Consider the following 22,016-nt stretch of genomic DNA (forward strand, 5'->3'; position numbering starts at 1 on the left):
AGGGGCGAATCAGCAGTTAGTCCTTACTTTTTCGCCCCTCCTTTCTTTTTATGTTTACTTTTTGAAATTAAATTTCTTCTTTTTTGAGGAATTCTGTACGAATCTCTTGTGGTGAAATGAGTCCTCTATGAACTGGGTATGGTCGTTCAAGTAGGTCAAGGAAGAGATGTTGACTTTCCGGTACACGTACATTTTCACTACACATATTGTAGTAACGAAGAACATAGCCTTCTTCATTTTCAGCTACCTTAAAGGCTGTTGGACAGATTTGTGGTATGCTGAGAACAGAATGGCTCAAGACGCTACCAGTCGCAGCCACGCTTCCTTCCTGTCTAGCAAGCTGAAGGCTGGTAAATGGTGTCTGCAAGGCCTTAGCACGACGGAAAGCTGAGAAGCGTTCTTGGGCTTGGTGGCATTCAAGCGCAAACTCAACTTCAAACTCACGCAAGCATTGAGCTTCTGGTGTTGGGAAGTAACCCCAGTCACCTAGCTCACCTGATGCACGCAAAATAGTCACTGCAATGGTGTCGTCTCCAAGGATTTCGTATTCATTTAATCCCTTGTTGGATACAGTCACCCCTTTTTCATCGTCATACAGACTGACAAAGGCTTGTTGGTGTTGAGGATTTTCAGGATTTTCCCATGAAGCTGCTGGTTTGTTTGGTCGTGTAACCACCTCATAGATACTTTCAGAATCATTGCTTGGACGCGTGTTGTGAGTCTTGACCAAGAGACGGATACGGTGGTCTTTGGCAGTGTTGGTAAAGCGAGTCTTGCAACGAATTTGTGGGTTGTCAACAAAGACAGTCAGCTCAGTTTCCAGAGGAATACTTGTCAACTCTTCTGAACGTCCAGCCTCACGCTTCATAAACTCGATGATGCCTTTTTGCTCTTCTTCTAGCTTTTCATCCGCACTGACAGGCACGGTCAATTCATGTTTGAGCAAAATCTTAGCGTAGCGAGCTGTGTTTTCCAAGACCTCGTAGCCCTTAAGCTCTGCATAGATTGGCTCTGTTCCTTTTGGTTGGAAATAGATATACTCGTTTCCGATGTCACCACGGTCTTCGAAGCGGATAAAGTCTTCATAGGCTTCGTGAGTTGTCTTATCATAAACTGTGATATTGTCATCTACACTCACCGTTACGAATGGTGTATCAATCACTCCGTTTTGGTAAATACCCTCACGGTGTGCTTGCTCTCCTTCCAGCAATTGGAAGGTTGTCCAAGAAAGTGGCGCTAGGTGAACTGGAATGGTCACGCGCACTTGGCGAGCAATACGAGCTTGGCGGAACTTGTCTTTTGGTAAATCGTACTCAAAATTAGCCCCAAGGTCTTCGATTTTAGCCTCTACAGGACGACCATCCAAATCCTCCACATGGTAACTTGGCAAGGTAAGAGCAGCCATCTTCTTGTAACCTTCTGTTGGGTGCAATTCCTTGAAATCACAAGTCGCTACATCAATCACTGTGCTGACAGTATCAACCTTATCATGCAAGCCTGTGTTAATGACAGTAAAGAGATAGTCACTTTGAGCCTTAGCCGTAGCAATTTTACCCTTCCACTCGTTAAGAAGATTGCTCTTAACAAAGTTTCCGACTTGATTGACCTTGGCAAAACGGATTTCCATCTCACGGTGAACCTCGTCCACGCTACAGCCACAGATACTATCATGCGGCGCGTTCTGCAAAAGTGTTTTCCAAGCATAGGTCAACTGGTCCTTGTGGTTATGACCCCCAGTGATAATCGTCAAGGGTTCTACAACTTGCTCTAAGAGATTGCTATTTTCTTGGAAGGCTTGTTTGAGATAAATACGAGATGAAGAAGTGTTGGCAAGTGTGTACCAGCCGTCTGTTTCCTGACTGGTCAACTCACCTGTAACTGTGGATAATTGCTCTGGTAGGGCACTTTCCACGGCTTGGACATATTCATCAAAAGAACTATGAACAAAGGTTACATCTGGGAAGAGTTCATTTGCCACACGAATGGCTTCGCTCAGATTTTTCTGTACAGGTTGGTGGTCACAGCCGTTCATCATCAACCATTGGTTGGTCGAAGCGTAGTCACGCACGTCTGCCAGTTTTTGTTTCCAGAAGGTCAAGGCTTTATCTTTATCAACTGGGATTTCATTTCCATTACTGTACCAGTTGGCAAATAGGATACCGAGAACACGACTACCATCTGCGCCCTGCCAGTACATTTCTGAAAACTGGGAAGTAAATTGCTCATCTTCAAGGACTTGGTTGTCAAATCCAATCGGCTTGACACCACGACCAAAGGCTGCCACGTGAATGCCTGATTTTTGCAGGATTTGAGGAGCTTGTCCCATATTTCCAAAGGTATCTGGGAAGTAACCAATCTGGGTGGATTTGCCCCATTTGGCAGCTTCTTGTTGACCGATAAGAGTATTGCGGACATTGGCTTCACTTGAAATCAAGTAGTCGTCCTGCAAGATGTAAAAGGGACCAATTTTAAGTTTGCCCTCGTCAATGTAGCGTTGGACTTTGTCGCGATTTTCAGGGCGAATCTCCAAGTAGTCATCAAGGACAATAGTTTGTCCATCCAAGTGGAAACTCTTGAACCCAGGGTCATTTTCAAAGAGATCAAAGAGATTGTCAAATAATTCCACCAACTGCATACGGTGGCTTTCAAAAGGCAAGTACCACTCACGGTCCCAGTGACTATGTGAGATAATATGTACGACAACATTTTCCATGAAGTAAAACCTCATTCTAAATTTAAATTTTTATTGTTAACGTTTTTGGATGTAAATTTATGATTCTTTCCAAGAATCAGTTGCGCTAAAGCATGTTCCTTAGCGGATATCCAAGTAATCCAAGACCAATTCACAGAACATCATGTTAGCCCAAGAGAACCATTCACGAGAGTAGAGAGTTGGGTCGTCCACGTGGAAGCTTTCGTGCATGACACCTGTACCACCATCGCAAGCAACCAGCTGATCCAACAAGAATTTCTTCTCTGCCTTATCTCTTGTTGTCAAACCTTGGATAGAAAGGGCAATTGGCCAGATATAGCGATAGAAGGTATGAGAACTTCCGAGACCGCTAGCGTATTCTCCTTGGTAGAAGTATGGATTTTCAGGGCTCAGAATGGTGCGACGAGTTGCTTGATAAACTTCATCGTTGACATCGCAGTAGCCCAGATAAGGCGCAGCCAACAAACTTGGAACGTTTGGATCATCCATGATGCTGGCATTTCCTAGACCATCCACTTCAAAGGCATAAATCTTTTCGCCCTTGCTGTTGGTGGTGTAAGCATAGTTTTCGATACCTTCTTGGATCTCTTCTTGCAGACGTTTAGCGTCTGCGATGACACTCTCGCTATCAGCTAGATTCAATTCTGTAAAGATTTCTTGCACATAACCCAAGACTACTGCTGCAAACATATTTGACGGAATCAAGTAACTATACTGACAGCAATCATCACTCGGACGAAAGGCTGACCAAGTCATACCTGTCACTGCAAAATCAGGTCCAAAGCCATCATTTACCAAGGTGTCTTCCTTGCGGTCCGTATCTCGGACAAAACGATAAGGAGAGTTCTTGTGGTCTTGTTCCACCGTCCACAGATGGAGGATTTCCTTGGTCGCTGCGACAAAAGTCTCATCAAACTGACTAGTCTCGCCAGTCTCTTTCCAGAGGAGATAAGCCAACTGCAAAGGATAGCAAAGCGAGTCCACCTCGTACTTGCGTTCCCAAATCCAGCCATTAAGGTCTGTATGGTCGGTCTCGTGGTGCCCCTTCCAGTTTTCCTCAATGTTGAAGGAATTGGCATAAGGATCCTTGAGTACCAAGGTCATCTGACGTTTGACCAAACCTGCAATGGTCTGACGCAGGAGGGCATCTCTTTTAGCCACATGAAGGTAGGGTCTGAGTTGAGCTGTCGAATCTCGAAGCCACATAGCAGGAATATCTCCTGTGAGCACAAAGGTTGAACCATCTTCTAGGATTTCAACCGTATTGTCCAAGGTGTCTGTGTAACAACGCTCGAAAACATCCACCCACTCTGGATGGTCCTTAGCTCGCTCTGCCACTTCATCTAGCCATTCTCTAACAATTTCTTTTGAATAAATCATCGTGCAGTATCCTCTTTCAAACAAGTTTCATTTTCAGTATATAGCTTTTGAGACAGAAAATACATACACAAATGATAGTCATTTTTCTACATAATAAAAGAATTATTATTTTAGGTTTCCTTAGGGCTTCCTGACCCTTATATCACGCGCTTTTTAACAAAAAATACTAACATTACTTTTTAATACTTGCTCCCCCAAAGTACGCAAAAAGGGGAGCAAAAAAGCCCCACAAAAGGGCTAAGATTTGACGAGTTCAGCAGGCAAGAAACTAGCACGGTCAAACGTGCTTTTTTTATTGCTGATAGGTTCATTATACCACGTAGTATATAAAAGGCAAAAATAACTCATATCAAAAAGCACTTAGATTGTTCTAGGTGCTTATTTAAATCGTTTCAAGTTTTAGACTCTTGACAAATTCATCCCATTCGGCATCTAACTCCTCAACAGTTTTATTCTTATTTCGTTCATAGGCTTTTTTTAACAATTCATCCAGATTGTCGTCTTCGCCTTCTGGCCAATCATAAATATCTTTTTTAACCATATCATTCAATCCTTCCAAATTCAAAGTCGAATGCTTGAGATAATAATTCAAGAGTTTTCTCTTGTGCTACAACTTCAGTATAATCCTTTTTCGCAAACTTTTCAATATTATCTTTATACAATGGGCAAATATGAAGTCTCAGACTACATTTGCCTACTTATACACTTCTAGCTCTCCGTTCTGGTGGATTCTCGCAAAGTTTAAGACGGCTATCTGTTTGTATCGGTGGTAGCTAGTGGAGCTAGTACCTGCCATCTCTACGCATTCACTCATTGTTTTCTTCCTCATGTAGCAATAATGGATAATAAAGTATTTTCTGGCTCGTTTGTTCTCTATGCTGTTGATGTCTTGGGCGAATATCTCCAATCCCTCACGGATTGCTTTTTCATGCTCACCGCTCAAATTCCACTGATCAGGTAAGATAAGTTCCCAAGCCTCTTCATCTATCGTAACTTGGTTTTCACTTCCTGCCATCCTCTGGAAACGTAGAAAGTAAGTCATCCGCTCTCTGACGTTCATCATCGTTTTAAACTTATCCAGCTCCATTAGTTCGCTCCTTCCACCTTGCTCAAGTGTTCTATAGCTTTTTGCCTAATTAAGTATACATTTGTTCTTGATTTTCCTATTTCTTCAGCTACTTCCAAAGCTACAAGATTATTCAAATAAAAAAGTCTTAGAACAGAACGCTCAAGCGGATTGACCAACTTATCAATCAGCCTAGATATTTCCATTCTCTCTTCAGTAAGTCGCTCAATCCTCTGAAGCGTATCCTCTTTTAGTTTTAGAACACTTATAAGATTGTTCTCTGTCTTGTTCTCTCTGCTTGCCTGTACCCTGCTATGGCTTAGTGTTGGCTTTTTGATAATACCACCTTCCAGGGCCTCCAATTCCAAATATAAGCCTTTGATTTCCTTGCTTATCCACTTAACGCCCTCTAGTTTTTCTTTTACCTGCTCTGGTGTCATGCCTCGGCCTCCTCTATGATATAATATTTTTATCGGAATATCACAAAGGAGTCAGCCCTGTGCTGGCTTTTTTTGCTATTTCTCTATGTTCGCTCTAGCTTCAAATGCTTTCCCGTGAGAAAAAATGTACAATGACGGGTGAAGCTCATAGAAGCGCGTGGGGAGGGAGATAGCCACTTTCTCGGCGTTCGCTCGGAGTTCAAGTATATAGACCCTTACCATTCTTCTGGTTCGCTAAACATACTTTCAGGCAAGCCACAAACTAATACAAGATACTGACACGCGCTATAATCTACCCAAAGCGCTCCATCTTCAGAATGGTTAAAATACTTGTCTGGTAGTGTTCCAAGGTATGCACCATTTTTATATATAGATACCCCACCTTCTCGGCTTGGTAACAGTCCAGTATATCCTCTGCGTAGTCCATGCTTCAAAGCGTTGCTATTGCCATATTTTGGCTTTCTGTTGCCCCTGTTGCCTTTTGCTACTTGGTTGCCTGGTAAAAATCTCCCTCGGCTATCACGTTCCATATTGCATCCTTTCTACGGTGTTCGTTTGGTATTTTTTTTGCCACTACTTCACAAAAACCTCACCTTTTCTAACCCTCGGTAAACCTCTCTACCTTGTGGTAACCTTGGGGTTCTATCACTAGAAAAAAGCCCTGTACCTTTGTAAAACCTTAGTATTTTGAAGTATGTGACCTTGTACTAACCTTGTACTTTTTATATATAACCTAATCCTTACCTCACCCTTTTTTGGAACGTTTACCGCACCCTTTTTGGAACGCTCTACTTACTTAAATCCTTGATATATCTAGCTTTTTTAACATTTAAACCGTCTAATATGTAGTATTTGTTCGTTTTGTAAATTACACACTACTTCATATTATCCTACAATCTCGAACCATTCAGCCAAAATCTATCCCCTTTTTCAATATACTTCAAAAACTTCTTATAGTGCTTATGATACCTGTCACGTTTCATATACCTTGGTCTTTCAGGGAAACCATCAAACATATATCTACCACGTCTAGGACTCCACCCTGGTTCTACCTTTCTGGCTTCTTTTAGTGCAAGCTCCCAGTAGTATTGGCAATCCGTTTTACTGCGGTTCAGAGTGCTCTTGTGGATATCTAGACAAGTACCGCAACTAAAATATAAATACCGTTTATAAAGCAACCTGCACCGTCTCCCACAATCAGGGCAAAGAAAGAAATATCGATTACCTCCCTTAGTTCCTGCTATTCTGTCTAATTCAAATGACTCTCCACCAAAATCAATCATTAAATTATCCAAATCAATCTCTAAACGTTGACCGTCCAACTCGGCTATACCCTTAGATATTCCTCTCAGCTTCATTGGTTTAGTGATTGTTTCTATTGCTAACTGCTTCATTATTTCCCCCTATATGGAAAAACCCAAAACTATTGGGTTGATAGCAAAAAGGGGATTGCTCCCCCTGTGTTCTACTTCAAATGCTCTGTATAACCAGCAAGTCCTTTATATTCGCCCTCTACGTCCAACTTTTGGAGTAGGCTAATACTTTCATCGCCTAGCTTTTCCAACGTACCAAAAGCAGTCATAGAGTCCATAGGGATAGGCGTATCAGAAAGCAAGCGATCAGCATAGTCTAATAGTTCCAGCTCGTAGTCTGTGATCTTATTCAGCAAGCTCTCAAAGTCCTCTGACTCTTTGAGTTGAAGCACGCGCTCCCGTTTGTAACGTTCTTCAAATGCTTCAACCTCTCCTGGTTGTTTGTGGTAGTCTTTAAAACTGTCACAAATACGCTTAAAGGTCTTGTTTAGCTTGTGATCTTCCACATACTCAGCTACTAGCGTGCCTTTATCCTTGTAGGTCAATGAGATTACAGGCTGGCAATATGTCCCAGTCATATATCCCAGTAGCGCGTGACCTGCTACTTGAGCGGTCGCCTGATCACAAAAATAGTAAGTGAAAGTAAATGTTTTTGCTTTATCCGAAAATGTTTTTAATGTCATGTTGTTTTTCCTCTTTCTGTTTTTAAGGGTGTCACTAGTAGTTACACCATTGCAAGGGGGTCGGTACTATCTACCCCATTTTGTTATCTGTATAATACTAGCAAACCAGCAATCGCACCCATACCATCACTATCTCCTACGGTTGCGGTTGAATGTTTTACATCAATTACCTGCACGGTCGCCATAAAATCATTTACTTCCTGTTCAAAATTTTCTAGTGATTGTTGCCATTTGTAATAAAAAAATAGTTTAATTTTCATGTTTTTTACTCCTTTTGTACTTAATTGATTTTTCTGTCCCCTTTTTTATACGCTTCTTACAAATTTTATACACTTGTTTTTAAAAGTGTATAAAAAATAAAGTCAGTAGTACCAAGGGTTTTGCTATTGTTTTATACACTTTATACATTAAAATAAAAATATATATAGGGATAATAGGGACTCTATTTCTGAAACATGATATAAGGAAATTTTTTTATTTCCGTGTTTTTCGTATAAAGTGTATAAAACCCTTGATATGACAACGTTTTTAAGTGTATAAAATTTTTGCCCTACTGTGTAAAGTGTATAAAATTCTTATTTTCTTTTCCTTCTCTTTTTGTACTCTGGCCAATGGTTGTAATACCCGCGTTCATTCTTTGGCTTTTTCTGCTTTTCGGGTGTTGCCCTACCATTAGCATAGGCTACGCTTGCAAACGGCGGTAGGTCTTCTTTAGGATAAAAACCTTTATGGATCTGTTGCCCTGCAGGGATAACCTTCTGGCCAACTGCGAAACCTTCAGGCAGGTTGCTTTTGATTTCTCGATGTAAGCCCATTTCTGACCTGTTTTCTTTAATACCATAGTATTCTAGGAAACCTTTCCAAACGTGATAGACAAAACTATTAGGAATAAACTCACTTGTCAATTCATCAGTAAAAAACTTAGAAACAAAATCAATAACGGGGTTCATGTCCTTATGGTGTTCTTCAAGTATTTCAATAGACTTCGTAGGGTTAATGTCAGCGATTGGTGTTTCAATAGCCAACTTAACCAGGTACTCCAGCACTTCTTTGCGGTTAATGTAATCGTCTTTGATAGCCTTGTTAGGATTACCTTTAAATATTTTGGTAAAAGGTAAAATTCTAAATCGCCTATCAATAGCTGATTTATCCCCGTTCATTCTTGGTAAACCATTAGAAGATTGTACTACCGTCATATTAAGGCGTATGCTATAAGGGCGTTTCCCTTTGTCCTCTATGGTCATTATGTCGCCTGTTGCTAAGCTAAACATATCTGAAGTGTCTCTAATTACTGCGTCCTTTTGTACATCATCACCGATTACAAGCGACTTTCCCAATAATATAGACGTTGAAAATTGACTTTTTGTTAAACCAGTGATCTTCAAACTTGCCACATTTTCCATACCAACTAGGTTTATAAGTAGCTGCTGAAAAGTTCCTTTTCCTGTTCCACCTTCACCGAAAAGCCAAAAGATTTTTTGCAAAGACTGCCCTGTGACGCTTGCTTTTATAATCTGGATAGCAAGGTTATAAAGCTCCTTGTCACCGTCAAACAACTCTAAAAGCCAAGCTGTCGGCTTCCAGCCGTTAATTATAGGCTCTTCTGCTCCAGGGCTATAACCTGTTTTTATCTTTCTTGTTGCTGTAATCTCTGGTGTCGTTTCTTCAAAAATGCCTGTCTTAGCATTGTATAGCTGTTTCCCAATTACAGTATAATTGCCTTGGATTTCCCTCATTTGGCTCTGTCTAGCTATTTTATAAAGCGTATCAAATGCCTGTTTTTCCGTTGCGTTTGGATAAATGACAGAAATAAGATCTTGCAAAAATTCATTATCCTCTAACCAGATACCAAAATCAGGATTATAGAAATATAATGGGGCTTTTTGCCCTTGTGCCTCTGGCTTAATTCTAATAAATCGGACGTACTTTTTTAACATAATAGCAACTCCCAGCGGATTAGTTGGTAAGGCCTTACTGCTCTTTTCCTCGCCTTTCTGCTGGGCTAGTTCTTCATGCTGGGCCTCGGTCAACCTGCCTGCCTTTACATTTTCAAGGTGTTTGCTGTCTGCCATAACTTCTTCATAAGCTTGCTGATAAGCCTTGTCCTTGATTTCTTGACACTCTTTGATAAGCTGTCCCCTAACACCTTTGAAAGTCTTAAAGTGCTTATCTTCGCTTTCACGCGCCTCTAAGATTTCACTTTCTAGGTTTCCTAATTCTTCTAGTTCTATGGTTCTATCCTCTCTTTCTATATTCAGCCCGTGCTATACTGCTAAAAGTGCGGTCTAGCTCTTCAATAGGCAATGGTTCAACTGTCACGCTATTGGCTATCTTAGTAAGTTCATAGGCGGTCTCTAGGTCACAATCAACCCACTTATTAAAGAGTAAGCCTACAAAGCGTGTCAGTGCTACGTTGCGCCCTCCCTCGTCTCCAAAGCCATTAAAAAGCGTGTCAATGATCCTCATAGTCATTGACCTCTGGCCACTTGCTCTAGGCTTGTAAAGCTCAGTAGTTCCTTGCTTCGCTCTTGGTTCAACCTTGGGGACTGGATAATCTAGACCATGCTCCACAATCTTTTGATAACTTTCTGGGTCGCCTGTTGTTACTGGTAGCCCTTGGAGTTGTGACCAGGTTAGACTGGCCATGTCAAAGGGTAGCCCAATCTTATCAGCAATCTCTTTCACTACCTGCTTATAGGTTGCCTCATTCATCACATCATCAGGCTTCACTACAAGGCGAAAACGGGGCTTTTCTAAGCTATGCTTAATAGTTGGGTATAAGATATAGGAGTAGCCAAATAAAGCGCTAGAAACAGCCTTTATAAAGCCCTCAGTCGTCCCCTGTATATCATCATAATCAAGGAAAATCAAATCCCGATAGATTAGACTGGAGTTGTTTCGCTTGTAACTGCCATGCTTTTCTGGCGTCACTTTCCCACTGATACAGTAAGGCGCTTGTGTACGTTTAAATTCTTCAATGTTTGCCCCTTCAGGGACTACCAAAGGCTTAAAGCGTTCAATGTACTGGAACGGCTCAATTTTATCAAATGGATAGACAAGATTACCCTGAAAGCCTCTAGCCTCGTAAATCGTCATATCAGCTCCCTTTCCGACGTTTCTTCCTCAGTTTCTTCAGTTGTTTCCGTTCTTTGAGTTGCTTCAACTTTGGGCGTCTGACCTTGGTTTTATCTTCCTTGGCTAACTTCATACCAGCATAAGCTGGCTCTGTCATGTATCTACCCATTTTCTACCCCCAGAAACTTCCAGATGTCAGTTATTTTATAGTAAACCTTTCTTGTATCTTCAAGCGGTGGATGGTATCGTCTTAGCCCTGCTTTTTCCCATTTTTGGAGTGTCATGTATTTTATATCTAACTCGTCCATGACTTCCTGGGCTGATATTAAACCTGTCAGTCGTGGTTTGACTGTATCACGCGCTTCCAGGTATCTTTCCACTACCTCCAGAATGCCATGCGCTAGGTCTTGCTCGCTTTCTCGGCTTAGGCTAAACATATTCGTCCGCCCCCTTCAAGGTTTCTTTGTAGCTTTCTAGGTCGCTATTCATCAACACTGCTAGGCGCTTTTCTTCTTCTCGTATCTGATTGTAAAATGTTTTTGCTCCGTCCAGTAGCTCCTCTTTGTTAGCTGGGATAAAATATCCTCTAAATGTTCCGTGTCGAACCCCAACAATAGGAACGCTATGGCGCGTGATTAGACGGCTGATAATATCTTGCACGGTTCTTTCTGCTAGCTTAGTGATCAGGCTTATTTCTGCCCCTGTTATGGAGTTCTCAGCCCCCACTTTTATTAGTCTTAAGACTCGCTTATCATTCTCCGATAGGCTCATTCAGTTCCTCCTCTCCTTTGCTTTTATTCAAAAAGGTTATTTGTCCGCTCGCTACCCCTCGCAAAATATCTTTTTGAGTTTCTATAATGGTATCAAGGGTTTTCAAAATAGCTGTCTTAGTCTCTAAATCCAACGTTTGTTTTGTCAACAAGCCCATAGTTACAGCTAACTTTGTTGCATTGTCCATACACGTAGCTAGAAAAATATCTTTAGTAAAATAAGGTTCGTCTGATATTTTTTCAATAATCAGGGTATAAATTCATTGTGTAACTCATTTCATTCCTCCGTAAACTCTTACCCCTGCAAGCTGGATATATCGCCCATAATCAGGGCTTAAACTCTCGCTAGGTGTTTCTATCGTCTGTTGGTTTTCTCGCTCAAATTGGGCGCTTTTTTTGCGGTCTCGGTGGTTTAAATAAAGCAGTAAGCCAATCAATACAACCATACAGATTACCGCCTGTGTATTGGTCAAATCTAATTCATTCATGTCATGCCCTCGCTTTGTAATTCTTGATATAGTCCACTTGATCAGTTCGCTCCATCTTCAAAAACTCATCCACCTCTTCGGGTGTTACCTTTCTATCTAAAAAATCAGCAATAAACTGAAAGACGCTGGGGCGTTCTGACTTGATTTCAGCCATTACTTCATCAAATTCTGATTGTGTCATATTGTTTAGGTCTAGTGTCATTGCATTGCCTCCTCAAACTTCTCTATAAGACAACTTTTATTTGCTTTTTGAGTTCCTTTTTTAGAGTTAAAAAGAATATCTTTTAAGGTTATAGTAGCCTCTAAATACTCCTTTTCAGCATGTTCTATATACGCCTGTTGCTCTGCTTCATTGTCAAAAAAGTGCTTAGCTTGGCGTTTAAAGAATGCTTGTCGCATAGCGTCCATTTCAAAAATACCAGGGTTGAAAAACATTCCCGTAGTTCTTTTAGAGAGTGCTTCGATTTTATGGCTGTCATTCAATTCAGGAAGTTCAATCCAAAGTAAGCGGTGTAAATCTTCTTTGATAGACTTTATCTGATTTGCCAACAAAGAAAGTCCGAATAGATCATTTTTTTCGCTAATTTCTAGCATTTCTGCGCTAATTCTGTCTATACGTCTAGTCAAATTCTCGTATGTTGTTTCTTCCATGTTTATTACCTCTGTTTCTATGTTGTGTAATTGCCCTAAGAGCTTTTAATGCTTTTTTTCTTATACTAGATATCCTCACACTCAAAGTTGGGCGATGGCGAGTGTGGGGATTTTGAATGGTTGTTTCTTATACAGTTTTTCTTGCAATGAAGTTCCTCACGCTCAGACTCGCCAAAGTTTTGAGAGCGTGGGGCTTTTTGAGTTGTTTCGTATAGACGATATCTTCACGCTCAGAGTCGCCAAATTGAAAGCGTGAGAAAGTACCAGTTTTAAGAGTTGGCGCTCTCCGTATGGTCAAATTGCCCTAAATATGCTATAATCTAGGTATAAATCTTTACTAAAACCTCTTTGATAATAGCTTGCCTGCTTTGTTAAATTCGTTTTAGTGTTAGTGTGAAAGGCTCTGCGGTGTGGTTATTGCTAAGCCTTTTTTTGTTGCTATCACGCGCTTCTTTGGCGTGTTTTTTTATTTCTGAATGCCATAGCCTTGATTTCTTGGTAACTCATATTCAAGCCAATCATAGCTATGACCATGTCTTCAAATGCCTGGTATTGCTCCAGCTCGTCACTTGTCAAGCTATCGATGCCATTATAGCCCCCACGTTCTTCCCTTAACTGCTTAGCGTTCCTGTCGGTTACTGCTTTCAGTAGCAAGTTGTTCATGGTGCTATGCGCGTGCTTGGGTTTTGCCTCCCAGTTCTCAATACTGTCATGCAGTGTTTTTCTTTTTGGCTTTTCTAGCGCCCTCTGCATACGGAACTTAGAAAGTTCATCACGCATTTCAAAGAATGCTTTGACCAGGTTGGTTTTGAAGTTGGCCACTTGCTCGGTGTTCTTTAAGAATGTAACTAACAAGGTTGCTTGTTGCTCATTCAAAATATAGTCCTTGGTATTCTGGCCACTCTCCATAGCTTGGATTTTAAATCCAACCTTTCCGAACTGTTCAAATCTTGCTTGATGTTTGCGGATCGTCTTGGTGATTGTGTGATGTTGCAATCCCGTGCATTCTGCCACAATACTGCTCAGTGTATACGGCTCTTTTTTACCGTCCATGTAGACTAGTTCCATTGTGGTTCTACCTCCTGCATGAATTTGGTTAACTTGCTTGTCAGACGGCTCTTCTCGTCCATATTTTGAGCCTCTGCAATGGCTTTGGCTAGTGTATCGATATAATACCGCTCTGCCTCTGCCAACGTATCAGGGGCTTTTATAGTGGTCTGTGGTTCTTCCACCAGTTCCCCAGCCATGTAGTAGCCATTTAGTCGGATTTCTTTCAGAATGTGCTTGACCACTTTTTTAAACTCTTTTGCTAGTGGTTTGCGTGACTGCGATAAAACTTCATAGACTCCGAACTCTGTCAGCATATTCATTTCTCTTTTTTGACCTGCCCTAGATATTACATAGGTCAGCTTTTCATCATCATCTACCCGTTTTAGTAAATCCGTGGTGTTTTGGATTTCAATCATCTCAGCAACCTCTACCGCTACAAATAACGGATTTTGAATGTCTCCATAAACATCAAAGTGTTTAGATCCAAATCGTTGAGTTGTTACAACTTCCAAAACTTCCTTTTTGTTGTGTGGTTCTCCTTTGGGATAGAAGTTCCCAAAAAAATCACATAAATCTTTTTGCTGTGTTGTCATATCTTGCTTAACCTCTCTGTATAACTGATTTAGTCTTTTTCTGCTTTCCTTGTTGGGCTTATGTTTGCCCTGTGCCCACTTGCCAACTGTTCGGGGATCTATGCCTATCCGTTGGCCAATAGCTACCAAGTTCAGCCCGTGAGTGGTTCGCATTTCATCGATGACCCTTGTATAGTTCCTCTTCATTGCTTGCCTGCCTTTCTAGCTATAAAATAGTTCATCTATGGTTATATCTGATTTGACTTCTGCAACCATTGACTTAATCGCTAGGCGTTCCTTGTCGTTAAATGGCGTTTTACCTAATTCTTTGTTGTTGTATGACTGCAAAGAAATTTTTAGCTTGTCCGCCATCTGTTGTTGAGTTAGTCCTAACATAACCCGATAGCCTCGTAGTTTGCTCATAGGTTTCCCCCTTTCTAAAAAATCCCCTCCATGAATAGATTGAAAGTGTGAAAGGTTGGAGGGGGTTATGCACAGTTTTTCTATGCTTGATTTGTATAATACACAATATTTTTTCTGTTGTCAACTGTTTTTTTAATTTTTGCACAAAAAAATTGTACTTTTTCTAAGATATAGTATATAATCATCTGTGAAAGGTGTGATAAAGCATGAATAGATTGAAAGAATTAAGACAAGAAAAAAAGCTATCTCAAAAAGAGTTAGCTGAGAATATTGGGGTTCATTATCGGACTCTTCAAAATTGGGAAAATGGAGAAAGCCAAATCAAACCAGAAAAAGCAAAACAATTAGCTGATTACTTTGGGGTAAGTGTTGGATACTTACTAAATTACACAAATAGTAAAAAAGACCCATTTGATGGTTACATTCCAACACCAAGAGAGTATCGTTCATGGCAAGAATTTGACTATATGCAATTATCAAAAACCGATTTAGATTTTTATGACTATGAAAAATTAAGAAAGCATCTTGAACCATTCGCCCTAGAATTGATGCTTAACTACTTTTTCTGCACAGATGATGAGAGAGAACTACTTAGAACTATTGCAAAAAAATTTGCAAAGAAAGATGCAGTATCATTTAAAAAAGATAACGATTAATATCAAATAAATTTCCACTTTCCACTCTCTAAAGTGCAAAAACGGGGGAAATTGAAGAATAGAAAGCCGATTTTTCAAACTAAAGCGCAAAAATGGGCAAAATTGACAAATAGCAACAAAAAAAGACAAGCTAGCTACTGCCAACTTGTCTAATAGTACCTAACTGAAAATAAGCTAAAGGTTAGGTATTTACAACATCATTATACCACTCTTGCATTTAAAATGCGACCTATACCATACCCACGCGCCACAATGTTCAACAATCCTGAAGCGCGTGGATTCTCAAGCTTCGTTCGAGCTTCAAGCTCATATAAGCCCCATATCTACTAATTTTGTTGATGTCAACAAATGTCAACCACTTACAATATTTTAGAAAGGATTTCATGAACGAATTACAATTCTTAATCTATACCGCTGATAACGATAGCGAGACAGCTAGTGTCATCATCAAAGGCGAAACTATCTGGGCTAGTCAGAAAGAAATGGCTAGACTTTTCGATGTCGGTGTTCCTGCAATTAGTAAACACCTAAAAAATATCTTTGAAGAGGGCGAATTAGAAGAAGATTCAGTTATTTCCAAAATGGAAACAACTGCTACCGATGGGAAGAATTACTTAATTACTTACTACAATCTTGACGCCATCATTTCAGTTGGTTATCGTGTCAATTCCCAAAAAGCTACGAGATTTAGACAGTGGGCTACTTCGGTACTTCGTGAGTACATGATAAAAGGGTTCGCCATGGATGACAACCGTCTGAAACAAGGCGAAAACTTGCTGGAAAAAGACTATTTCCGTGAGCTCTTGGAGCGCGTGCGTTCTATCCGAGCTAGTGAGCGTCGTATATGGTTGCAGATTACAGATATTTTTGCAGAAATCTCTATTGACTATGATCCACAAAGTACATTGACTAAGCAATTCTATGCTGATGTACAGAATAAGTTTCATTATGCAATTACTGGCCAAACTGCTGCGGAAATTATCTACACGAAAGCTGACCATACAAAAGACAACATGGGACTTACAACGTGGAAAAACTCCCCTAACGGTCGCATACTGCAAGCAGATACCCAAATAGCAAAGAATTACCTTTCAGAAACAGAAATCCGTTCCCTTGAAAGAGGAATATCTAGCTATTTTGATTACCTGGAAAGACAGATAGAACAGCGAAAAGCTCAGACAATGCAACAACTAGCCCAAAGCATTGACCGCTTTTTGACTTTCCAAGAATACGATATTTTAGAAGGTCATGGAAAAATCACTTCCAAGGTTGCGAAAGATAAAGCAAAAGCAGAATACCAACTATTCAACAAAACTCAAAAGATAAACTCGGACTTTGAAAAAACTTTAAAACAGCTAACTGACGATAAAAAACTTTAAATACATGCCCGTTTACTATAAACAAGCCCATATTAGCCCCATATCCGCCTTGTTTCCTACTCTGGTATTATTTACCGTCTGACTACTTAAAAACGAAAATAAGGGGGATCTCGTAGCCCCTAGCATGATATAAAACCTTTTTGATAATGGCTTGCCTGCTGATGTATTTTAGAAAGGTTTATCATCATGAAAATAACTGAAGTTATAAAAAAAGACGGTAGTAAAGTTTACCGTGCTAATGTCTATCTAGGAGTTGACCAGGTAACAGGAAAGAAAGTAAAAACCAAAGTAACAGGTCGGACACAAAAGGAAGTTAAGCAGAAAGCCAATCAAGAAAAAATAGCTTTTCAAAAAGCAGGATCTACCAGACAAAAGGCTATTACCATAAAAAACTATCAAGAATTGGCAACTCTCTGGTGGGAAAGCTATAAGAATACAGTTAAGCCAAACACTCAAGGAAACGTTAGAGCGCTAATAGATAATCACATATTGCCTACTTTCGGGGAGTATAAGCTCGATAAGCTCACTACTCCACTTATTCAGTCAATTATCAATAAACTTGCTGATAAGGCTAATAGAGGGGAAGAGGGCGCTTTTCTACACTATGATATGATACACGCTTTAAACAAACGTATCTTACAGTATGGCGTAACCATGCAAGCAATACCGTCCAATCCTGCGCGTGATGTGGTTTTACCTCGTAACACTCAGAAAGCAAAGCGACAAAAGCTAAAGCACTTTGATAATCAAGAGTTAAAAAAGTTTCTTGTTTATCTTGATAATTTAGATAGTTGTAAATATCGTTATTACTATGATGTAACGCTCTATAAGTTCCTACTGGCAACTGGTTGCCGTATCAATGAGGCTCTAGCGCTTAGCTGGTCTGATATAGACTTAGATAATGCCGTTGTGCATATTACCAAAACACTAAATCGGGATCTAGAAATCAATAGCCCAAAATCTAAGGCTAGTTATCGGGATATAGATATAGATCAAGCGACTGTTAGCATGCTGAAGCAGTACAAACTACGCCAAACTAAAGAGGCTTGGAAGATAGGGCAACGTGAAAGTGTAGTATTTTCTGACTTCATTCATGAATATACTAGCATTGTAAAACTTAAAAAAAGATTACTAACACATTTTAAACGCGCTGATGTTCCGAATATAGGTTTTCATGGTTTCCGTCATACTCACGCTAGTTTACTGCTTAACTCTGGAATACCTTACAAGGAACTCCAGCACCGTCTAGGTCACTCTCAAATCAGCATGACCATGGACACATATAGCCACCTCTCAAAAGAGAACGCAAAAAAAGCAGTATCATTCTACGAAACTGCACTAAAAGCACTATAGGGGGAGCAAAAAGGGGAACAAATTCAAAAATTAACAATTCAAGACAAAGCAAAAAGCCAATAGCAACAGGGTTTTTGTTAGATTTATTTTGAAACAGGTTCATTTTTCTACAAAATAGTTATCTTTGAAACTCCTTCTCTAAAGGTTATCTTTTTCTGATATAATGTAGAAAAACAGCGAAAGGAAAGACTATGAAACCACTACTTGAAACCATCGATACCCGCTTTGGAACTGCCAGCAAGCATGCCTTTTCTCGGGGAAATACCCTGCCATACACAGGCGTGCCTTTTGGGATGAATTACTTTGTACCCCAGACCAGTAACCAGGAAGGATCTTGGTTTTTCGATCCGCATCTGCCTATCTTTCAGGGGATTCGATTAACCCACCAGCCCAGCCCTTGGATTGGCGACTACTCTTGGCTCCTCCTGACACCTGTCACAGGCCAGATTAGTGGAGACAGTCTCTTTCACCGCCAGTCTTCTTATGATATGGATAAGGCCTCTTTCCAACCTCATTATCTGAATATTTTCTCCCTGCGCTATCAGATTGAAAGCCAGCTTACACCGACTTGCTACGGTGCTTCTATTCGTTTGGAGCAAAAGCAAGGCAAAGCCCTCTCCCTCTACCTTCACGTAGCAGATAAGCTGACCGTGGAACAAGTAGATAAGCGAACTCTTGCCCTGCGACAAGAAGGGAAAACTGAAACCAACAAAAATCCACTAACGATGTTCACTACCTTGCAAATGAATACAGATATTCTTGCTATCAGCCAAGAAGGCGAAGACTGGCGAATCGACTTAGCAAGTAGCCATGCTGAAATTCAGCTAGGAACTTCTTTCATCTCTCCTTCTCAAGCACTGCTTAATCTACCTCAACAAGACTTCGATAATTGCAAAGCAAGTGCACAAAAAGATTGGGGAAATCTCCTCCATCGTTTTGACATTATAGAGACAGGAGAAGCTGACCGAACCTTCTTTGATCACTGTCTCTACAGACTCTTCCTCTTTCCTCAGACTTTTTATGAGGTTGATGAATCAGGACAAGTCATCCACATGGATCTGGCTACTGGAACTGTCAAGTCTGGTGTCCTCTTCAACAACAATGGTTTCTGGGATACCTTCCGAACCACCTTCCCCCTCTTTGCCCTTATCATACCGGAACACTACCACCGCTTTTTAGAAGGATTTCTCAATAACTACCGCGATACTGGTTTCCTTCCAAAATGGCTGGCTCCAGATGAACGGGGTATGATGCCAGGTACACTTTTAGACGGTATTATCGCAGATAGCGCCTGCAAGGACATGGCCCCCGACCTAGAAGAAGAACTCCTCCAAGCCATGCTTGAAACAGCCAGCAAGGCCGACCCTCTCGGCATCAATGGTCGTCACGGACTAGCCAAATACCAAGAACTAAGCTACCTCTCTACCGATCACCACGAAAGCGTCAGCCACACCCTAGACTATGCCTATAGTGACTTTTGTATCGCTAGCTGTGCTGAAAAACTAGGGAAAATAGAAATCGCTGAAACCTACAAGGCCGCATCACAAAATTACCGACATCTATTTGATGCTGAGACAGGTTACATGCGAGCGCGTGATAGTCAAGGCAACTTCCGCCCTGACTTTTCTCCTTATAGTTGGGGACGCGACTATGCCGAATGCTCTGCCATTCAAGCAACTTTAGGCGTCCTCCACAACATCCCAGACTTAATCCAACTTATGGGTGGAAAAGAAACCTTTAGCAACTATCTTTTGAAAGTCTGTCAGGAGGCTCCCCTCTTTGAAACAACAGGCTATAGTTACGAGATTCACGAAATGAGCGAAATGGCTACTGCTCCTTTTGGGCAACTCGCCATTTCTAACCAACCTAGCTTCCACATTCCTTATCTCTTCCGCTACAGCGATTACCCTGACTACACTGCCCTTCTCATCAAGACTCTCCGTCAGAAGGCCTTTCACTCAAGTTGGGAAGCCTATCCTGGCGATGAAGACAATGGCAGTCTCTCAGCCTGGTACATCTGGTCAGCTCTCGGTTTTTATCCGACCTGCCCAGGCAAACCAAGCTACGACCTCGGAATCCCTCTCTTTGACCATCTCAGAGTCTATCTGGCTAAAGAAGATAAATGGCTGGATATCCATACTAAACAAAACCACAGCCATTTTAACTTTGTAAAAGAATGCCGACTGGATAAAACACTCGTATCAACTATTCAACACCAAAACCTCTTAAAAGCTGAACAACTAACCTTCACCCTCAGCTGGTTACCAAGTCACTAGCTAGTAAACAAAAGAACCTTTGTATCGTGCAAAGGCTCTTTTATTTTATGAAACTTGTACTTGAAGTTGATCAAACAGTTGTCCATCCACAGTTAGATTTAGATAGAAATCCAAGGTCTTATCGGCAGCAAAATACAGGGTTGGTAGGCACAAATCTTTTTTGCTTTCCCCTGCTTGGAATTGAAGGAATTGAATCTCGTCCTGATAGGCGACACCATGGACACCTGTCCCCGGTTGAATCGAAATCTTAGCCTCTAAAGAGGAGCTACTTTCGCTACGCTCAATCCTAAAATGAAGAGTCTCTCCCTTTGTCACAGCTAGACTTTTTTCTGCAAATTCTAGCCCCTGAACAACTTCTTTTTTTGATAAGCTAGGAGTTTTATAGAGTGAAATTTTGGTCAGTACAGGTAAATCCTGTGACTCTGTAATCATCACGCGCACCTTCTGTGCCTCTACTAGCGGACCTCGCAGGAGGCGCTTATGACCAACTGTAAAGCCCTTACCAAATTCTTGCCAGACGCCGTCCACCTCTACTTGCACATGAAAAGCCGCAATTCGTTGCCCTAGCTTCAAATCTTCTCTTAACTCAATTACATCAAAAGTTTTAGGTGATCCTAAGTCGAGTTCTAACTGGATGGGCAAGCCTGCATCGCTTGCCCAAGAGCTGGTCTTAAGGCCATCTGTCAAATAGTGACAGGCAAAGTCTGCTGAAAGAGCAGGACCAAATACCTTAGCTCCCAGAGCCAAATCTTCTTTATAGAGCTCATTACGATAGGCCGCAAATTCATAGAGGCGTTCAATATCCTTTGCATCAAAGAGCCCATCTTGATCCGGCGGAATATTAAGTAGGAGCGGGGTTCCTCTCCCCACTGAGTGAAAATAGATTTCGACCAACTCCTCAAGAGACTTAGGATCCTGGTCTTCATGGTAAAACCAACCTGACCGGATGGAAACATCTGCCTCTCCGATTGAAAAAATCGTGCCTGAGGGATCTCCATGCTGAAGATAGGCCAGCTCTGCTTCTGTTCCTAGTTTGTCAGGATTCACCTTTTGCCATAGGGGATCACCTGCATATCCTCGTTCATTGCCAATCCAGCGGATACTAGTGCCTTCTGTTGAAAAAATTAAGCAATCGCCCTGCAGTTCACGAATGGTTTCAAACCATTTTTCAAATTCATAATTGACCTTTTGAGCGCCCTCTCCTCTGGCACCATCCATCCAGACCTCAGCAAATTTTCCCGCATTACCATAGGCAGGATTTGATAAGATTTCCTTCAGCTGAGCCAGATAATAGGCATTATAGTCCGCTTCTCGCTCCACATGATAGAGAGGACTGTGAGCATCCCACGGCGATAGGTAGACCCCTATATCCATATCAAACTCTGTGGCAGCTTGGGATACTTCAAGGAGCAAGTCCCCCTCCCCATTCCTCCAAGGACTGGCCTTGACCGAATAATCTGTATGAGCCGTCGGATAGAGGACAAAGCCATCGTGGTGCTTAACCACCAAAATCAACTTTTTGAAGCCCGTTTCCTTGAGCACGCGAACCCACTCACGTGCGTCTAACTGTGTCGGGTTAAAGCGTTCAGGATCCTCCTGACCTGTCCCCCATTCCTGGTCATAAAAGGTATTGGGTCCAAAATGGATAAAGGCTGCTAGTTCATCCTCTAGATAAGCTAACTGGACCTGACTAGGCAAAGGTCCATGCGGTTTTATTTCTCTTACCAT

At 41.2% G+C, this 22,016-nt stretch carries 26 protein-coding genes; 4 read left to right on the forward strand and 22 right to left on the reverse strand.

Features of this window, described 5'->3' with window-relative positions:
* Positions 1-67: 67 nt before the first annotated feature.
* The 21 genes from M1G05_RS06940 to M1G05_RS07040 all read right to left on the reverse strand — a co-directional run bounded on the left by M1G05_RS06940 (position 68) and on the right by M1G05_RS07040 (position 14,624).
* Entirely contained in the window at positions 68-2,713 is a 2,646-nt protein-coding gene (locus tag M1G05_RS06940) for an alpha-mannosidase (RefSeq protein WP_247953412.1), read from the reverse strand.
* 99 nt (positions 2,714-2,812) lie between these two features.
* Positions 2,813-4,093, reverse strand: a complete 1,281-nt coding sequence (locus tag M1G05_RS06945; RefSeq protein ID WP_049543199.1) for a glycoside hydrolase family 125 protein — start codon at positions 4,091-4,093, stop codon at positions 2,813-2,815.
* Between the two features lie 382 nt (positions 4,094-4,475).
* Positions 4,476-4,685, reverse strand: a complete 210-nt coding sequence (locus M1G05_RS06950) for a hypothetical protein (RefSeq protein WP_001110380.1) — start codon at positions 4,683-4,685, stop codon at positions 4,476-4,478.
* Between the two features lie 102 nt (positions 4,686-4,787).
* On the reverse strand, positions 4,788-5,180 hold the full coding sequence (locus M1G05_RS06955; RefSeq protein WP_000417881.1) for an ArpU family phage packaging/lysis transcriptional regulator: 393 nt from the start codon (positions 5,178-5,180) through the stop codon (positions 4,788-4,790).
* On the reverse strand, positions 5,180-5,599 hold the full coding sequence (locus M1G05_RS06960) for a DUF1492 domain-containing protein (RefSeq protein ID WP_000187316.1): 420 nt from the start codon (positions 5,597-5,599) through the stop codon (positions 5,180-5,182). Before M1G05_RS06960 ends, M1G05_RS06955 begins: the two co-directional genes overlap by 1 nt.
* Positions 5,600-5,814: 215 nt before the next feature.
* Entirely contained in the window at positions 5,815-6,129 is a 315-nt protein-coding gene (locus tag M1G05_RS06965; protein WP_000439027.1) for a hypothetical protein, read from the reverse strand.
* A gap of 360 nt (positions 6,130-6,489) precedes the next feature.
* Positions 6,490-6,993 carry a hypothetical protein gene (locus M1G05_RS06970; RefSeq protein ID WP_000811080.1) on the reverse strand — a complete coding sequence of 168 codons (504 nt, stop codon included), beginning with the start codon at positions 6,991-6,993 and terminating at the stop codon, positions 6,490-6,492.
* Positions 6,994-7,064: 71 nt separating this feature from the next.
* Entirely contained in the window at positions 7,065-7,595 is a 531-nt protein-coding gene (locus M1G05_RS06975; RefSeq protein WP_247953413.1) for a hypothetical protein, read from the reverse strand.
* Between the two features lie 83 nt (positions 7,596-7,678).
* Positions 7,679-7,855, reverse strand: a complete 177-nt coding sequence (locus tag M1G05_RS06980) for a hypothetical protein (RefSeq protein WP_000694570.1) — start codon at positions 7,853-7,855, stop codon at positions 7,679-7,681.
* A 315-nt stretch (positions 7,856-8,170) separates the two neighbouring features.
* On the reverse strand, positions 8,171-9,667 hold the full coding sequence (locus M1G05_RS06985) for a phage/plasmid primase, P4 family (RefSeq protein WP_000785436.1): 1,497 nt from the start codon (positions 9,665-9,667) through the stop codon (positions 8,171-8,173).
* Positions 9,668-9,830: 163 nt separating this feature from the next.
* Positions 9,831-10,691 (reverse strand): primase alpha helix C-terminal domain-containing protein, encoded by an 861-nt coding sequence (locus M1G05_RS06990; RefSeq protein WP_247953414.1) that lies wholly within the window; start codon positions 10,689-10,691, stop codon positions 9,831-9,833.
* A 1-nt stretch (position 10,692) separates the two neighbouring features.
* Positions 10,693-10,839 (reverse strand): hypothetical protein, encoded by a 147-nt coding sequence (locus M1G05_RS06995; RefSeq protein ID WP_000534152.1) that lies wholly within the window; start codon positions 10,837-10,839, stop codon positions 10,693-10,695.
* A complete protein-coding gene (locus M1G05_RS07000; protein WP_000492136.1) occupies positions 10,832-11,107 on the reverse strand; it encodes a hypothetical protein in 276 nt (91 codons plus the stop codon). The genes M1G05_RS06995 and M1G05_RS07000 overlap by 8 nt, the downstream gene beginning before the upstream one ends.
* Entirely contained in the window at positions 11,100-11,441 is a 342-nt protein-coding gene (locus M1G05_RS07005; RefSeq protein ID WP_000058834.1) for a hypothetical protein, read from the reverse strand. The genes M1G05_RS07000 and M1G05_RS07005 overlap by 8 nt, the downstream gene beginning before the upstream one ends.
* Positions 11,422-11,700 carry a hypothetical protein gene (locus tag M1G05_RS07010; RefSeq protein WP_419991962.1) on the reverse strand — a complete coding sequence of 93 codons (279 nt, stop codon included), beginning with the start codon at positions 11,698-11,700 and terminating at the stop codon, positions 11,422-11,424. The genes M1G05_RS07005 and M1G05_RS07010 overlap by 20 nt, the downstream gene beginning before the upstream one ends.
* Before the next feature lie 12 nt (positions 11,701-11,712).
* Positions 11,713-11,928, reverse strand: coding sequence for a hypothetical protein (locus M1G05_RS07015; RefSeq protein ID WP_025171189.1), 216 nt, complete (start codon positions 11,926-11,928; stop codon positions 11,713-11,715).
* Position 11,929: 1 nt separating this feature from the next.
* Positions 11,930-12,130, reverse strand: a complete 201-nt coding sequence (locus M1G05_RS07020; protein WP_000171271.1) for a hypothetical protein — start codon at positions 12,128-12,130, stop codon at positions 11,930-11,932.
* A complete protein-coding gene (locus M1G05_RS07025; RefSeq protein ID WP_000393196.1) occupies positions 12,127-12,579 on the reverse strand; it encodes a hypothetical protein in 453 nt (150 codons plus the stop codon). Before M1G05_RS07025 ends, M1G05_RS07020 begins: the two co-directional genes overlap by 4 nt.
* Before the next feature lie 441 nt (positions 12,580-13,020).
* Complete coding sequence (locus M1G05_RS07030) at positions 13,021-13,647, reverse strand: Rha family transcriptional regulator (RefSeq protein ID WP_000424670.1); 627 nt, start codon at positions 13,645-13,647, stop codon at positions 13,021-13,023.
* Positions 13,638-14,408: a BRO family protein gene (locus M1G05_RS07035; RefSeq protein ID WP_000828333.1), complete on the reverse strand. Its 771-nt coding sequence runs from the start codon at positions 14,406-14,408 to the stop codon at positions 13,638-13,640. The genes M1G05_RS07030 and M1G05_RS07035 overlap by 10 nt, the downstream gene beginning before the upstream one ends.
* 15 nt (positions 14,409-14,423) lie before the next feature.
* Positions 14,424-14,624 (reverse strand): helix-turn-helix transcriptional regulator, encoded by a 201-nt coding sequence (locus tag M1G05_RS07040; protein ID WP_000040969.1) that lies wholly within the window; start codon positions 14,622-14,624, stop codon positions 14,424-14,426.
* 206 nt (positions 14,625-14,830) lie between these two features.
* On the opposite strand from M1G05_RS07040, the gene M1G05_RS07045 reads away from it, so the two are divergent.
* The 4 genes from M1G05_RS07045 to M1G05_RS07060 all read left to right on the forward strand — a co-directional run bounded on the left by M1G05_RS07045 (position 14,831) and on the right by M1G05_RS07060 (position 20,288).
* Positions 14,831-15,280 carry a helix-turn-helix domain-containing protein gene (locus tag M1G05_RS07045; RefSeq protein WP_001080845.1) on the forward strand — a complete coding sequence of 150 codons (450 nt, stop codon included), beginning with the start codon at positions 14,831-14,833 and terminating at the stop codon, positions 15,278-15,280.
* A 383-nt stretch (positions 15,281-15,663) separates the two neighbouring features.
* Complete coding sequence (locus M1G05_RS07050; protein ID WP_001004338.1) at positions 15,664-16,659, forward strand: virulence RhuM family protein; 996 nt, start codon at positions 15,664-15,666, stop codon at positions 16,657-16,659.
* 186 nt (positions 16,660-16,845) lie between these two features.
* Positions 16,846-18,012, forward strand: a complete 1,167-nt coding sequence (locus M1G05_RS07055) for a tyrosine-type recombinase/integrase (RefSeq protein WP_000704661.1) — start codon at positions 16,846-16,848, stop codon at positions 18,010-18,012.
* Positions 18,013-18,203: 191 nt separating this feature from the next.
* On the forward strand, positions 18,204-20,288 hold the full coding sequence (locus M1G05_RS07060) for a GH92 family glycosyl hydrolase (protein ID WP_247953415.1): 2,085 nt from the start codon (positions 18,204-18,206) through the stop codon (positions 20,286-20,288).
* Positions 20,289-20,333: 45 nt separating this feature from the next.
* Here M1G05_RS07060 and M1G05_RS07065 read toward each other — a convergent pair whose 3' ends face one another.
* On the reverse strand, positions 20,334-22,016 hold the full coding sequence (locus M1G05_RS07065) for an alpha-L-fucosidase (protein WP_247953416.1): 1,683 nt from the start codon (positions 22,014-22,016) through the stop codon (positions 20,334-20,336).

The sequence above is a fragment of the Streptococcus mitis genome, from assembly GCF_023109515.1.
GTDB classification, from domain to species: domain Bacteria; phylum Bacillota; class Bacilli; order Lactobacillales; family Streptococcaceae; genus Streptococcus; species Streptococcus mitis_CS.

Bases quoted from the DNA above. Each gene is read 5' to 3' on its own strand.
- M1G05_RS06940 (WP_247953412.1), bottom strand. From the start codon at position 2,713: ATGGAAAATGTTGTCGTACATATTATCTCACATAGTCACTGGGACCGT.
- M1G05_RS06945 (WP_049543199.1), bottom strand. From the start codon at position 4,093: ATGATTTATTCAAAAGAAATTGTTAGAGAATGGCTAGATGAAGTGGCA.
- M1G05_RS06955 (WP_000417881.1), bottom strand. From the start codon at position 5,180: ATGGAGCTGGATAAGTTTAAAACGATGATGAACGTCAGAGAGCGGATG.
- M1G05_RS06960 (WP_000187316.1), bottom strand. From the start codon at position 5,599: ATGACACCAGAGCAGGTAAAAGAAAAACTAGAGGGCGTTAAGTGGATA.
- M1G05_RS06965 (WP_000439027.1), bottom strand. From the start codon at position 6,129: ATGGAACGTGATAGCCGAGGGAGATTTTTACCAGGCAACCAAGTAGCA.
- M1G05_RS06970 (WP_000811080.1), bottom strand. From the start codon at position 6,993: ATGAAGCAGTTAGCAATAGAAACAATCACTAAACCAATGAAGCTGAGA.
- M1G05_RS06975 (WP_247953413.1), bottom strand. From the start codon at position 7,595: ATGACATTAAAAACATTTTCGGATAAAGCAAAAACATTTACTTTCACT.
- M1G05_RS06980 (WP_000694570.1), bottom strand. From the start codon at position 7,855: ATGAAAATTAAACTATTTTTTTATTACAAATGGCAACAATCACTAGAA.
- M1G05_RS06985 (WP_000785436.1), bottom strand. From the start codon at position 9,667: ATGGCAGACAGCAAACACCTTGAAAATGTAAAGGCAGGCAGGTTGACC.
- M1G05_RS06990 (WP_247953414.1), bottom strand. From the start codon at position 10,691: ATGACGATTTACGAGGCTAGAGGCTTTCAGGGTAATCTTGTCTATCCA.
- M1G05_RS06995 (WP_000534152.1), bottom strand. From the start codon at position 10,839: ATGGGTAGATACATGACAGAGCCAGCTTATGCTGGTATGAAGTTAGCC.
- M1G05_RS07000 (WP_000492136.1), bottom strand. From the start codon at position 11,107: ATGTTTAGCCTAAGCCGAGAAAGCGAGCAAGACCTAGCGCATGGCATT.
- M1G05_RS07005 (WP_000058834.1), bottom strand. From the start codon at position 11,441: ATGAGCCTATCGGAGAATGATAAGCGAGTCTTAAGACTAATAAAAGTG.
- M1G05_RS07015 (WP_025171189.1), bottom strand. From the start codon at position 11,928: ATGAATGAATTAGATTTGACCAATACACAGGCGGTAATCTGTATGGTT.
- M1G05_RS07020 (WP_000171271.1), bottom strand. From the start codon at position 12,130: ATGACACTAGACCTAAACAATATGACACAATCAGAATTTGATGAAGTA.
- M1G05_RS07025 (WP_000393196.1), bottom strand. From the start codon at position 12,579: ATGGAAGAAACAACATACGAGAATTTGACTAGACGTATAGACAGAATT.
- M1G05_RS07030 (WP_000424670.1), bottom strand. From the start codon at position 13,647: ATGGAACTAGTCTACATGGACGGTAAAAAAGAGCCGTATACACTGAGC.
- M1G05_RS07035 (WP_000828333.1), bottom strand. From the start codon at position 14,408: ATGAAGAGGAACTATACAAGGGTCATCGATGAAATGCGAACCACTCAC.
- M1G05_RS07040 (WP_000040969.1), bottom strand. From the start codon at position 14,624: ATGAGCAAACTACGAGGCTATCGGGTTATGTTAGGACTAACTCAACAA.
- M1G05_RS07045 (WP_001080845.1), top strand. From the start codon at position 14,831: ATGAATAGATTGAAAGAATTAAGACAAGAAAAAAAGCTATCTCAAAAA.
- M1G05_RS07050 (WP_001004338.1), top strand. From the start codon at position 15,664: ATGAACGAATTACAATTCTTAATCTATACCGCTGATAACGATAGCGAG.
- M1G05_RS07055 (WP_000704661.1), top strand. From the start codon at position 16,846: ATGAAAATAACTGAAGTTATAAAAAAAGACGGTAGTAAAGTTTACCGT.
- M1G05_RS07060 (WP_247953415.1), top strand. From the start codon at position 18,204: ATGAAACCACTACTTGAAACCATCGATACCCGCTTTGGAACTGCCAGC.
- M1G05_RS07065 (WP_247953416.1), bottom strand. From the start codon at position 22,016: ATGGTAAGAGAAATAAAACCGCATGGACCTTTGCCTAGTCAGGTCCAG.